Genomic DNA, 12,401 nt, shown 5'->3' on the forward strand with positions numbered 1-12,401 from the left:
ATATTCATGAAAATACTCGTGACGGCGTTCGAACCGTTCGGTGGCGATTCGATCAACCCGACGGAAAAACTGCTGAAGGACATTGGGAAGGAACGGTTCGACGGGGCGGAAATCCATACCCGGCTGCTGCCGGTCGTATTTGACGAATGCGCCGACAAGTTATTGGAAACCGTGGAAGCGATCCGGCCGGACGCGGTCATTTGCTGCGGTTTGGCTTCCGGGCGAACGTCCATTACGCCGGAGCAAATCGCGATCAATCTGAAAGAGGTGCCCAAGGAATCCTCCGTCGGGGACAATAAAGGGAACCGTCCATACGACGAACGCGTGAACCCGGAAGGCCCGGACGGCTTGTTCAGCCTGCTGCCGGTCCGCGAGATGGTGGAGAAGATGAAGGAGCAGGGAATTCCGGCTTCGATTTCGTATTCCGCAGGCACTTTCATTTGCAACAATACGATGTATGCGCTTCTCGATTATATCCGGACGAACCGGCTATCCATGATCGGCGGTTTTGTCCATTTTCCTGCATCGGAAGAAATGGCCGCAAGCAAGCCGAGTTTGCCATCCCTCTCGCATGATACGATGCTGAAGGGTTTGAAGACGATGATTCAGACGATATTGAATTAATGCATTTTATTCTTCGGCCGACGCGGGACTTGCTGCTCGCAGGTTCATGTTACATATGAATACCCAAAAAGCCTGATTCCTTGGAATCAGGCTTTTCCTTTTTTGCGGAATTGATGGGGGGAGATGTTTTTGTACTGACGGAATTGCTGGATGAAATAGCTGGAGCTGGAAAAGCCGACCTCAAGCGCAATATCCGTCATGCTCATATCGGTCGTGAGCAGCAGTTTTTCGGCTTCGGTGATCCGGATGTAGCTGAGGTAATTGGTGAAGGTTTTGCCCATGATCGCTTTGAAGCGCCTCGAAAAATAACTGTAGCTCATATTGCATAGTTTGGCCGCCGTTTGCGCATTGATGTCGTTCATATAGTTGTAGTCGATGTATTCGAAAACCTGCTGCAGCATCCGGTAATCGCTGTCATTCAGCGAGCGCGAAACCTCCCACCCCCAATGCTGGGGATGCGTGCGGCGCAGAAACCATAGAAAAACGCGGCAGATCAGCGTACGGACGGCCAGCTCGAAGCCGAACCCTTTGGAGGTGAATTCCTCATAGATTTCCCGGATCAGGCCGGGAATGGGCGTGTCGTGGATTTCGGCCGCCGTAAACACCCGCTGTCCTCCAGCGTCCGCAAGCGTAAAAGGGAGGATGTATTTCGATTCCAGGAAGGTGCGCGAGGTCGAGTACAAAATTTCGGGATCGAATTTCACGACGATGTATGAAACGGGCTCCTCCGTCGAATAAATCGAATGGGTTTCGTGCGAGTGGATCAGAACCAGATCGCCGGTTTCGAGCCGATGGCTTTTCCCGCCCAGGAACACCTTGGCTTTGCCGGAAAGGAAGTACAGTATTTCGATATAAATATGCCAGTGGGGGTCCACGACGATGCTTCCGTTTTGGCTGGAATGGATCATGCTTTCGTAAGGATATTGGACAGACCCGTCTTGGGAACGGTTGGACTCGAAATACGGTTCGGTCATCGCTGCAGCACCTCGTTTTTACCATGACAAAAATTTTATATTTTTGAATAGGTTCATTGTATAACGAATCTGCCGATTTTGGTATCCTTACCTTGAATTGAGACACAGAGGAGGCAAGACGGTGGAAAATATAGCACTTCAACTGTATTCCATTAAAGAACTGACAAGCGCCGATTTTTTGGGAACGCTTTCCAAAGTGGCGGAAATCGGTTATGACGGCGTCGAGTTCGCGGGTTATTTCGGCACCTCTGCTTCGGAACTGAAAAAAGCGCTGGATGCTCACGGTCTCCGGGCCGCCGGAAGCCACATCGGCATTTCCGACCTGCAGGACGATCTTGACCGGACAATCGAATACTCGCTGACGATCGAAAGCCCTTACATTATTTGCCCGGGCCTTCCCGAGGAGATGCGCAGCAGCGCCGACAGCTACAAACGAACAGCGGAAGCCTTCAACCGGATCGGGGAGCGCTGCAAGGAGCAGGGACTTCGGTTCGGCTACCATAACCACGCGGTCGAATTCGAGAAGTTCGACGGACTCACCGGCATCGAACTGCTTGCCCGGCACACGGATCCCGACTATTTGTTTTTCGAGCTGGATACGTATTGGGCGGAGGCGGCGGGATTCCGTTCCGTTGATTGGATCGAATCGCTGAAAGAACGATGCTCGGTGCTGCATATCAAGGACATGAAAAGCCGGCAGGACAAGCGGAACACGGAAATCGGGTCCGGCATCATGGATTTCAAGGCGATCGTCGAAACGGGCAAACGTTACGGCGTGCAGTGGTACACGGTGGAACAAGAGGAGTTCGAGATGCCTCAGCTTGAAAGCATCAAGGCGAGCCTCTCATACCTTCGACAAATATTATAAATTATGAATCAGAAGGAGATGACTCGGGTTATGGCGGTTAAGGAACAAAAAACGCTCCGCGTCGGCGTGATCGGCTGCGGCGGCATCGCAAACGGCAAACATATACCGAATTTGAACGCGAACAAAAACGTGGAACTGGTGGCGTTCTGCGACATCATCGAAGAGCGGGCGGTCGAATCCGCCAAAAAAATCGGCAGGGAAGACATCGCGATTTATACGGATTACAAGGAACTGTTAAAGGACGAAAGCATCGACCTGGTCCATGTCTGCACGCCGAACAAGTCCCACTCGTTCATTACCATCGCTGCGCTGGAAGCCGGCAAACACGTGATGTGCGAAAAGCCGATGGCGAAAACTTCGGAGGAAGCCAGAGCGATGCTGGAAACGGCCAAACGCACGGGCAAAAAGCTGACGATCGGATATGACAACCGTTACCGTCCGGATTCGCTGCTTCTCAAAAAAATCTGCGAACGCGGAGATTTGGGCGACGTCTATTTCGCGAAGGCCCATGCCATCCGCAGACGCGCCGTTCCGACATGGGGCGTGTTCCTGAACGAAGAGGAGCAAGGCGGAGGCCCGCTCATCGACATCGGGACGCATGCGCTCGATTTGACGCTTTGGCTGATGGATAACTACAAGGTCAAAAGCGTCGTCGGAAACGTATACCATAAGCTCGGCAGCAAAAAAGACGCTGCCAACGCGTTTGGTCCGTGGGATCCCGAGCAGTTTACCGTCGAAGATTCGGCATTCGGATTCATCACGATGGAAAACGGGGCCACCGTCATCCTCGAATCGAGCTGGGCGCTGAATACGCTGGACGTCGGCGAAGCGAAGGCGACGCTGTGCGGGACCGAAGCGGGCGCGGACATGCGCGACGGGCTGCGGATCAACGGCGAAGAGATGGGCCATTTGTACACCAAGCTGCCGGAGCTGAACACGGGCGGCGTCGCTTATTTCGACGGCAAGTCGGAGAGCCAGGCCGCAAGGGAATGCCGGCTTTGGATCGACAGCATCCTAAACGATACCGAACCGATGGTGAAACCGGAGCAGGCATTGGTCGTCACCGAGGTGCTGGAAGCGATCTACGAATCCGCGCGCACGGGCAAAACGGTCTATTTTAAATAGGTTCATAGGAAAAGCTCACCCTTTTATCAAAGAGAGAGTGGGCTTTTTGTCGTCGGGACGGCCTGGCCGTTGCGTCGCAATGTCGCAATATTGAAGCTTATTGTCGCAATGTTACACTGTATTGTCGGTATTTCCTGTGATAGATTAATGGCATGATGTCCTTAAATTAAACATTGGGGTGGCTGAACATGATCAGAATAGGTAAAATTAGCTATTGGCACGTGCATGCTTGGGATTATACGAAACAAGCCCAGGAGCATCCTGACACGGAAATCGTCGCGGTTTGGGACGAAAACCCGCAGCGGGGCAAGGAAGCCGCAGACAAGCAAGGCGTGGACTTCCATGAATCCCTCGACGAAATGCTCGGCCGCGACGACATCGACGGCGTGATCGTGGACGCTCCGACGCGGATGCACCGCGACGTGATGCTCAAGGCGGCAGCCGCCGGCAAGCATATTTTCACGGAAAAAGTGCTGGCGCCGACCCTGCATGAAGCAAACGAGATTTTGGAGGCGGTCAAGCGCCATAACGTGAAGCTGACGGTTTCGCTGCCGCGTCTGAATGACGGGTACACGCTGGCGATCCGCGAAATTCTCGACCAGGAGCTCCTCGGAAAAGTGACGTTGGTACGCGTCCGTTTGTCCCACAACGGGTCTACTGCGGGCTGGCTGCCGGACCATTTTTACAAGCTGGAAGATACATACGGCGGAGCGCTCATCGATCTGGGCTGCCATCCGATGTATTTGACGCGTTTGTTCCTGCAGCAGGAGCCTGTCGAGGTAAAAGCGGAATACGGTTACGTTACGGGCAAAGAAGTCGAGGATAACGCGGTAGCGACGCTGTCCACGCCGTCCGGGGCGGTCGGGATCGTGGAAGCGGGCTTCGTGAACAGCTTCTCTCCGTTCTGCATCGAAATTCACGGCACGGACGGCACGCTGCTCTACGGCACGCCTGAGGAAAAGCTTCTCATCCGTACGACGCAGAAAAGCGAATACCGCGACGGTTGGGTAGAGCTTCCGGTGCCGGGGCCGCGTGAAAGCGCGTTCCAGCAATGGGTCGGCCATATCCAGAACGACACGACGGCCGACGAGAACGTGGCGTATGCCCTTGAATTGACGAAACTGATGGAGGCGGCGAACCAATCGGCGCGCGAGCATCGCGGCATTCGTATATCCGATCTTCAAGCTTAAATTTCAGGTGCCGAAATAAAATATATGGAATCAAGGACTGTGCTTCATGATGAACAACTTTCCGTATGAAATGATGACGGAGCGCGCAGACGCTCTGGAACGGCTGGATCTGAAAGTGTATTGGGGGAACTATGAGATTCGCGTCCTGCGATTTCACCTCATTACGTTTCCCCCGGGGAAAATGGTGTCTTTTCACAAGCACGCCGAATACGAGTTTCATTTTATTCCGCGCGGCAAAGGGATGGTCATCCTGGAACAGGAGCCGTTCACGCTGCGCGAGGGCATGTTTTATTTGACGGGACCGGGCGTAATGCATTACCAGGAGGCGGATGCCGAGGAAGCAATGGATGAGCTTTGCCTCCATGTCGATATCGTCAACCTGGCGGAAAAAGAAAAGGGCCAGGGCAGACGCACCCGCCATGCCGCTGATCCGTGGGAAATCTCCGAAGCCCAGGATTGCATGGAAAAGCTTAAAACATTACAGCTCAAACCGGTCATGGACGTTCATCGGGCCATGCCTTATTTCCTGGAGGCTTATCAGGCGGCCCATATGAAATATGCCGGGCTGTATACGACGATCAAACACAGCGTCATCCAAATTTTGCTGCGCGCGGTCAGGGCTTACGAATCGGAGCCGATGGAGGCGCTGCTGCCGGCAAGGGACATGAAGGCTTACCGGTACCAGCTGGCCATGGAATACATCGAAGCCAATTCGGCGGGGGAGATCGTCTTGGACGACGTTGCCGACAAGCTGCATATCAGCAGCAGACAGCTGCAGCGGATCCTCAGGGATCTTGGCGACGGCCGCTCGTTCAGCGAGATTTTGGAGGACTTTCGTCTGAAATCGATCTGCAAACGGCTGACGGAAACGAAGGATCCGATCGACGTCATTGCCGGCCTGGAAGGGTTTTCGAGCGGCAGCTACTTGCATACGGTATTCAAAAAAAGATTCGGGATGACGCCGACGGAATATCGGATGACACACGCGAAAATATAGGGGGATGGCTTTCGTGGGAAAGATTTATCGGATTGGGATTATCGGAAGCGGCGGCATTGCCGGCGAGCATGTCCGCGCTTATAAACGCATCGAAGACGTGGAAATCGTCGGCGTGGCCGACATTTTGCCGGGACGGGCGGAAGAGTTCATCAAGCGCTGGGATTTGCAGCAGGCCAAAGGCTTTGACGATCACCGCAAGATGCTGGAAATGGAACTTGACGGCGTAAGCATTTGCACGCCGAACGTCGCCCATTACCAGACGACGATCGATTCGCTGCGCGCCGGCAAACATGTCATGCTGGAAAAGCCGATGTCGGTCACGCTCGAACAGGCCGTCGAAATGGTGCAGGTCGCAAAGCAAACCGGAAATATGCTGAACATCGGTTTTCAGCCGCGTTACGACCCGAATATGGGACTGATCAAGGATTTGGTGCAGAAGGGCCAGCTCGGCAAAGTTTATTATGTAGAAACCGGCGGTGGACGCCGCCGCGGCATGCCGGGCGGTACGTTCATCCGCCAGGAGATCGCGGGAGCCGGGGCCATGGCCGATATCGGCTGTTATTCGCTCGATCTGGCTTTAAATACGCTCGGGTATCCCAAACCGCTGACGGTGTCGGCTTACACGTCGAACTATTTCGGCACGAACCCGAAATATCATCCGGAGGCGGCCCGCTTCGACGTCGAAGACTTCGGCGTTGCGATCGTCCGGTTTGAAAACGACCTCGTGCTGAACTTTAAAACCTCCTGGGCGATGCACATGGATACGCTCGGCGCCACCATGTTCCTCGGAACGGATGCGGGGATGAAGGTGCTTCCGGGCAGCAGAGGCCCATGGGGAGGCGTATGGGACGGCAACGTCGGCGCGGTATCCATATTCCATGATATCCAAGGCCATCATACCGAAAGCATCATACCGCTGATCGACCATAAACTAAGCGTGTTCGAGGAAAAAATCAAAGATTTCGTACGCGCGCTCCGCGAAGGAGGGCCGGCGCCGATCCCGGGCGAGCAGATTTTGCGCAACCAGGCGATCCTGGACGGCATTTTGCGGTCTTCGCAAACGAAAAGGGAAGTCGAAATCCATATTCCGGACATCGGTTAATTCCGGCGTCCGAAACCGCAGTCCGCAGCCTGACCCATCAGGTTTCGCGGACTTTTTTTATCCAATGTTCTTGTCATCCTGAGAATTTATGGTATATTTAAACTCCTTCCTTATTTCCCAACATCTCACTCCAAATCGTATTCCAGGAGGACATTTCCAATGCTTTGGCTCAAATGGGACCTCAACCTGAAGATCAGGCTGATTGGGGATTCCCTGTTTAACATGCTCTTTTGGATGTATTTTCCGTTCATGGCGCTTTACTTCAGCGAAGCTTTCGGCAAATCCGTCGCCAGCATGCTGATGATGGTGCCGCCGCTCGTCGGGATGTTCGCCGGGCTTTTCGGGGGGTTTTTGGCCGATCGGCTGGGCCGGCGCCCCGCGATGCTTTTGGGATCGATCCTTCAATCCGTGATGTTTGCGATTTTTGCATTATCCCCTTCCCGCTGGCTCGATTATGTTGCGTATATCGGGGTAGGGCTCGGGGGTTCGATTTTTACGCCGGCCAGCTCGGCAATGGTTGCGGACGTCACGCCGGAAAAGGACCGGCGAATGGTGTTTGCGACGTTCGTGACCGGCAGGAACATCGGCGCGGTGTTTGGCCCGGCGATCGGTTCCGTCTTTTTCATCCATCATCGCACCGAACTGCTGTGGACCTGCACGCTGGTCACGTTCCTGTACTTTTTGACGATCTATTGGAAGATACGCGAAACGCTGCCGAAATCGGCGGAACTCGCGAACGAGAAAGGGAATATGGGCTCGCTGATCGTACGGCAGTTCCGCAATTACGGCCTTATTTTCAAGGATTTGCCCTTTGCGGTGTATATCATTGCGGGGGTGATGGTCACCATCGCTTTTATGCAGCTGGACATGTATCTTGCGGTGTACGTCAAAGAATACGTGCCTGCACAGCCGCTGTTCTCGTTCGGGAGCTGGTCGCATTCCCTGGACAGCACCGGAATTTTCGGTTTGATGATCGGGCTTAACGGTTTGTTGTTCTTGCTGTTGGCGGTGCCGGTCACCAAAGTGTTCGAGAATTGGAGCGATCGAAACGTGTTCATTTTATCCTCGGTGCTGTTTGGTCTCGGGATGTTTCTCATGGGTTTTACCACGAACGTATGGCTGCTGCTTGTTTTTGTCGTCATCATGACGGTGGGGGAAGTGTCCCGATCGCCCGTTACGGAAAGCTTCATCAGCAAATACGCGCCTGCGGACGCAAGAGGCCGGTACATGGGAGCATCCAACCTTCAGTATTCCTTGGGCCGTTTTATCGCTCCGGCGACGATTTTCCTTTCGACTTGGCTCCCGCCGCTTGGGGTCTTCGGGTTCATCTTTTTCTGCACGCTGGCAAGCGTTGCGTTGTATGTCGTGCTGTTTCGCATTCTTCCCAAGCCCAAACCTGCCGAGTAAAATTGCCGGTGGATGATCGTGGAAACGTCCGCGCCATTTTTTGAGCGGATCGGTGTTATCTTTTTCCTGCAAAAAGGACAACCTGTGAACAGGTACCGAAACACATCTACAGGAGGAAGAATAGGCACAATGAAAAAACAAGCGATCTGCCTGAGCGTACTGAGCACACTCGTATTCGGGGCTGCGCCGATGAGCCCGTCCGCATGGGCCCACTCGGAAGAAATGCAAGTGAAAACGAAAATCATCGATTCCAAAGGGGCGGAAGTGGGCACGGCGGTGATCACGCAAAAAGCCGATGCGGTGCAAATTCACGTCGAAGCGAAAAACTTGCCCCCGGGGGAGCACGGAATTCACTTCCATGAAAACGGAAAATGCGATCCGCCGGACTTCACGACCGCGGGAGCGCATTTTAATCCGCAAGGCAAGCAGCATGGCTTCAAAAACCCGCAAGGGTTTCATGCGGGCGACCTGCTGAACATCCGCGTCAATGAAGACGGAAGCGTCGTGGCCGACCTGGAGAGCAAGACGGTAACGCTGAAAAAGGGCGCGCCGAACTCGCTGTTCAAACCGGGGGGCACTACCTTGATGATTCACGAAAAAGCGGACGACTACGTGACGGACCCGTCGGGGAATTCCGGCGCGCGCATTGCCTGCTCGGTCATCCGCTAGTTTGAAGCGCAGAATAGAAAAAAGGCAGCCGACCAGTTCGGCTGTCTTTTTGTTTGCCTCAACCTTTGACCTGCGGAAGACGGGGCCGGGGCCGCACGGCAACGTACCATGTCCGGCAAAAGAAAAAGATGAGCACCGCCTCGACGGCATCCCCGCCGTAATACATCAGCATGGCGCCAGCTTCGGCTTCGGACGCGGGAACGCCTGCTGGGGGATGGGCATAAACGTATTTGGACAGGATGCTGTGCCCGGCCAGCGCCAGGATAAGGATCAACGCCCTGAAAACATGGCTGCTTGGATGCGGGTTCGGTTCGTTGCTGAGGATGGCGGAGGAAAATACATACCCGGCGATAAAGAGATGTCCATGAACGGCCAAATAGCAAAACAGGTTGGCGTGCATTTTGCCGAATACATCCGTCGCGTAAAGCAGCCAAAGCCCGCCTATATTCAAAATTCCGGCAACGGCGGGGTGGGTGACGAATCGCAGCGGAGGCATTTTCAGCAAGATTGCAAGCTTCCGCGCACGGGTGACGTCAAGGGCACGCAGCAAAAGCGTGACGGGCCGCGCCAGCGCCATCAGCAGCGGAGCCAGCATGCCGAAGAGGAGATGGCTGATCATATGGGCAACGAAGCCGGAATGGGCGTGCGCCGGAGAAGATGCGAAGATCCCGACGATGGCGGTGGAAGCGCCGGACAACCAGAGGATCAGCCGATACGGCGGCCATCTCCTTCCCCGTCGATGGGACCGGATAAAGGCCAGGGCATAAAAGATGGCGAGGCCCGCCATCCCCGCCGCCAGAATGCAGGCAGCCCAAACGCCGGCGGCCCCGTGATTCAGCGTGGGACCGTCCATGCTCATGGCCGTTTTCCGCCGTTCCTTGCGGCTCGGGATCGTTTGCCGCTCCGGATCAAGAGGATGCCGGCCGCGATCATGGCCGCCGCGATTACGTTCCAAGCCACGTCATAGGGAAGCACGTCCACGTTGTAGCGGATCTGGTGAATCTCCATCAGCTTATGCTGGATGATGCCGTCGTACAATTGGAAAGCGCCTCCGCCCGCGAGCATGCCGCCCCACCAGGATTTGGCGTACAGCCCGTTTTTGCGGCGAAGATCGGAGAGCATAAAAAAGGCGGCCAGCGTCGCGAACCAGCTAAACGCGTGGAACAGCCCGTCCGATACGAGCCCGACTCCCGTCGTCGATTTATCGTAAAAATGATGCCAATGCAGCAGCTGATGAAATACGGTTTCGTCGATAAAAGCGACGAAACCGAGACCGAACAAAGCGCCGGAGCCGATGCTGCGGAAGCGGAAGGCAGCCGAAGCGCCATTCGATCCGTTCGGCTTGGCATGGTTGAGATTCATCGCTATAAACCCCTTTTGTTTTCTCGTTCGTCGTATCATTATTTCCACGAAAAGCATCTGTCAGACGCTCCGCGCCATGATCCTGAAATTTTGGCAAAAAGCTGAAAATTCTTCGTTGACCTCATGCCCGGCCTGTGATAGATTCAAGGAAGTATGAATTAAGTGGATAGATTTACTCGGAATTAATTCAAGCATTGATAACGACGCGAGGTGGGATAGGGTTGGAGCTTCAAGTATCAAACAGTCCATTTAATGAAGAGCAGACAAAGCTATTGAACCAGCTGCTGCCGACGCTTACAGGGGCGCAGGCCAGCTGGCTGAGCGGTTATTTGACGGCGCTGCAGGGCACGGGAGGCATCGCGCTGGCGGCGCAGCCGCAGACCGGGGCGCCCGGCGCGGCGATCCCCGCCAAGGAAGCAACCATCCTTTTTGGTTCGCAGACGGGCAATTGCAGCGGACTTGCCAAAAAATTGTCCAAAAAGCTGTCCGAGCAGGGAGTGAACGTCACGCTGTCATCCATGAGCGATTTTAAACCCGCTAATTTGAAAAAGGTCCAGAACCTGCTCATCGTGGTCAGCACGCACGGCGAAGGAGAGCCGCCGGACAACGCCATTTCCTTCCATGAATTTTTGCTTGGCAAACGCGCGCCGAAGCTGGAAGGCGTCTCGTTTTCCGTTCTGGCGCTCGGAGACACCTCTTACGAATTTTTTTGCCAAACGGGAAAAGATTTCGATCAGCGCCTGGAGGAGCTTGGCGGCACCAGGATCGTTCCGCGCGTCGATTGCGACGTCGATTTCGATGAAGCGGCCGCCGGGTGGATCGATGACGTCGTCCGCAAATTGAGCGAGGGAAGCGCCCAGGCTTCCGCCGCCGCGTCTCTCGCGGGCACGGCTCTCACCGAGACCGAATCGGAATATTCGAGAACCAATCCGTTCCATGCCGAAATTCTCGAAAACATCAACCTGAACGGACGCGGCTCCGACCGCGAAACCCGGCACCTGGAAATATCGCTGGAAGGTTCCGGGCTCCAATATGAACCGGGCGACAGTCTCGGCATCTATCCGGAAAACCATCCCCAGCTAGTCGATGATCTGATCGAGGCGATGGGCTGGAACTCGGAAGAATCCATTACGGTCAACAAGCAGGGGGATTTGCTTGCGCTGCGGAAAGCGCTTTTGCAGCATTACGAAATTACGGTGCTGACGAAACCTTTGATCAAACAGTTCGCCGAACTGACCTCCAATCCGGGACTTCAGGAGCTGGTCGAACCGGGGCATGAGCAAGAACTCAAACGATATATCGAGGAAAGGGATTTGCTTGATTTGGTGCAGGATTACCAGCTGAAGGGCATCCCGGCCGCCAGCTTTACAAGCGTACTGCGCAAGCTGCCGGCACGCCTGTACTCCATCTCCAGCAGCCCGAAGGCAACGCCGGACGAAGTGCATATCACGGTGCGCGCGGTTCAATATGAAGCGTATGGCCGCGACCGGTACGGGGTATGCTCCACGCAGCTTGCGGAAAGACTTCAGCCCGGTGATACGCTGCCGGTTTACATTCAGCATAATCCGAACTTCAAGCTTCCGGCGGATCCAGGCGCACCGGTCATCATGATCGGGCCGGGCACGGGCGTGGCTCCGTTCCGGGCCTTTCTGAGCGAACGCGAAGAGACCGGCGCGGAGGGGAAAACCTGGCTCTTCTATGGAGATCAGCATTTCGCCACGGATTTCCTGTACCAAATCGAGTGGCAGCGCTGGCTGAAAGACGGGGTGCTTACCCGCATGGACGTGGCTTTCTCGCGGGACACCGATCAAAAAGTCTACGTGCAGCACCGCATGCTCGAAAAAAGCCGGGAGCTTTACGAATGGCTTCAAGAAGGGGCATACGTGTATGTCTGCGGCGACGAAAAGAAAATGGCTCATGACGTTCATGCCACCCTCGCGGCAATCCTGGAGAAAGAGGGCGGCCTGAGCCAGGAGGAGGCAGCGGACTATTTGCATCGGATGCAGCAGGAGAAACGTTATCAGAGGGATGTGTACTGACAGGGAGCGCGATTTGGCTCCTGCTAGCCAGTACGACAAGACGT

Annotated in this window: 12 protein-coding genes; 9 read left to right on the forward strand and 3 right to left on the reverse strand. The window is 54.9% G+C overall.

The features are described 5' to 3' along the window. Positions 1–6: 6 nt before the first annotated feature. Positions 7–624: a pyroglutamyl-peptidase I gene (gene pcp, locus AC27KL_RS25115; protein WP_339320879.1), complete on the forward strand. Its 618-nt coding sequence runs from the start codon at positions 7–9 to the stop codon at positions 622–624. A gap of 86 nt (positions 625–710) precedes the next feature. Here pcp and AC27KL_RS25120 read toward each other — a convergent pair whose 3' ends face one another. Beyond that, entirely contained in the window at positions 711–1,598 is an 888-nt protein-coding gene (locus AC27KL_RS25120) for an AraC family transcriptional regulator (RefSeq protein WP_052146942.1), read from the reverse strand. A gap of 121 nt (positions 1,599–1,719) precedes the next feature. On the opposite strand from AC27KL_RS25120, the gene AC27KL_RS25125 reads away from it, so the two are divergent. From AC27KL_RS25125 to AC27KL_RS25155, 7 genes are all read left to right on the forward strand, one after another. Next, entirely contained in the window at positions 1,720–2,466 is a 747-nt protein-coding gene (locus AC27KL_RS25125; RefSeq protein ID WP_487171493.1) for a sugar phosphate isomerase/epimerase family protein, read from the forward strand. Positions 2,467–2,496: 30 nt separating this feature from the next. Continuing rightward, positions 2,497–3,591 carry a Gfo/Idh/MocA family protein gene (locus AC27KL_RS25130; RefSeq protein ID WP_339320877.1) on the forward strand — a complete coding sequence of 365 codons (1,095 nt, stop codon included), beginning with the start codon at positions 2,497–2,499 and terminating at the stop codon, positions 3,589–3,591. Between the two features lie 188 nt (positions 3,592–3,779). Then, positions 3,780–4,781 (forward strand): Gfo/Idh/MocA family protein, encoded by a 1,002-nt coding sequence (locus AC27KL_RS25135; RefSeq protein ID WP_487171494.1) that lies wholly within the window; start codon positions 3,780–3,782, stop codon positions 4,779–4,781. Positions 4,782–4,827: 46 nt separating this feature from the next. Then, positions 4,828–5,778: an AraC family transcriptional regulator gene (locus AC27KL_RS25140; RefSeq protein ID WP_487171495.1), complete on the forward strand. Its 951-nt coding sequence runs from the start codon at positions 4,828–4,830 to the stop codon at positions 5,776–5,778. A 13-nt stretch (positions 5,779–5,791) separates the two neighbouring features. Further along, entirely contained in the window at positions 5,792–6,880 is a 1,089-nt protein-coding gene (locus AC27KL_RS25145) for a Gfo/Idh/MocA family protein (RefSeq protein ID WP_487171496.1), read from the forward strand. A gap of 159 nt (positions 6,881–7,039) precedes the next feature. After that, the gene (locus AC27KL_RS25150) at positions 7,040–8,287 is read left to right on the forward strand and encodes an MDR family MFS transporter (RefSeq protein WP_487171497.1); all 1,248 of its coding nucleotides are present in this window, start codon (positions 7,040–7,042) and stop codon (positions 8,285–8,287) included. A 129-nt stretch (positions 8,288–8,416) separates the two neighbouring features. Beyond that, entirely contained in the window at positions 8,417–8,956 is a 540-nt protein-coding gene (locus AC27KL_RS25155; protein ID WP_487171498.1) for a superoxide dismutase family protein, read from the forward strand. A 58-nt stretch (positions 8,957–9,014) separates the two neighbouring features. Here AC27KL_RS25155 and AC27KL_RS25160 read toward each other — a convergent pair whose 3' ends face one another. Both AC27KL_RS25160 and AC27KL_RS25165 read right to left on the reverse strand, forming a co-directional pair. Beyond that, a complete protein-coding gene (locus AC27KL_RS25160; protein ID WP_487171499.1) occupies positions 9,015–9,815 on the reverse strand; it encodes a cytochrome c oxidase assembly protein in 801 nt (266 codons plus the stop codon). Beyond that, a complete protein-coding gene (locus AC27KL_RS25165) occupies positions 9,812–10,318 on the reverse strand; it encodes a DUF2243 domain-containing protein (protein ID WP_487171500.1) in 507 nt (168 codons plus the stop codon). Before AC27KL_RS25165 ends, AC27KL_RS25160 begins: the two co-directional genes overlap by 4 nt. A gap of 221 nt (positions 10,319–10,539) precedes the next feature. Here AC27KL_RS25165 and AC27KL_RS25170 point away from each other — a divergent pair, with 221 nt between their 5' ends. Continuing rightward, complete coding sequence (locus AC27KL_RS25170; protein ID WP_487171501.1) at positions 10,540–12,357, forward strand: assimilatory sulfite reductase (NADPH) flavoprotein subunit; 1,818 nt, start codon at positions 10,540–10,542, stop codon at positions 12,355–12,357. The last annotated feature ends 44 nt before the right edge of the window (positions 12,358–12,401 follow it).

The sequence above is a fragment of the Paenibacillus sp. YAE3 genome, from assembly GCF_057546105.1.

Excerpts from the sequence above, each read along its gene's own strand:
- pcp (WP_339320879.1), top strand. The coding sequence starts at position 7 with ATGAAAATACTCGTGACGGCGTTCGAACCGTTCGGTGGCGATTCGATC.
- AC27KL_RS25120 (WP_052146942.1), bottom strand. The coding sequence starts at position 1,598 with ATGACCGAACCGTATTTCGAGTCCAACCGTTCCCAAGACGGGTCTGTC.
- AC27KL_RS25130 (WP_339320877.1), top strand. The coding sequence starts at position 2,497 with ATGGCGGTTAAGGAACAAAAAACGCTCCGCGTCGGCGTGATCGGCTGC.
- AC27KL_RS25135 (WP_487171494.1), top strand. The coding sequence starts at position 3,780 with ATGATCAGAATAGGTAAAATTAGCTATTGGCACGTGCATGCTTGGGAT.
- AC27KL_RS25140 (WP_487171495.1), top strand. The coding sequence starts at position 4,828 with ATGATGAACAACTTTCCGTATGAAATGATGACGGAGCGCGCAGACGCT.
- AC27KL_RS25150 (WP_487171497.1), top strand. The coding sequence starts at position 7,040 with ATGCTTTGGCTCAAATGGGACCTCAACCTGAAGATCAGGCTGATTGGG.
- AC27KL_RS25155 (WP_487171498.1), top strand. The coding sequence starts at position 8,417 with ATGAAAAAACAAGCGATCTGCCTGAGCGTACTGAGCACACTCGTATTC.
- AC27KL_RS25160 (WP_487171499.1), bottom strand. The coding sequence starts at position 9,815 with ATGAGCATGGACGGTCCCACGCTGAATCACGGGGCCGCCGGCGTTTGG.
- AC27KL_RS25165 (WP_487171500.1), bottom strand. The coding sequence starts at position 10,318 with ATGAATCTCAACCATGCCAAGCCGAACGGATCGAATGGCGCTTCGGCT.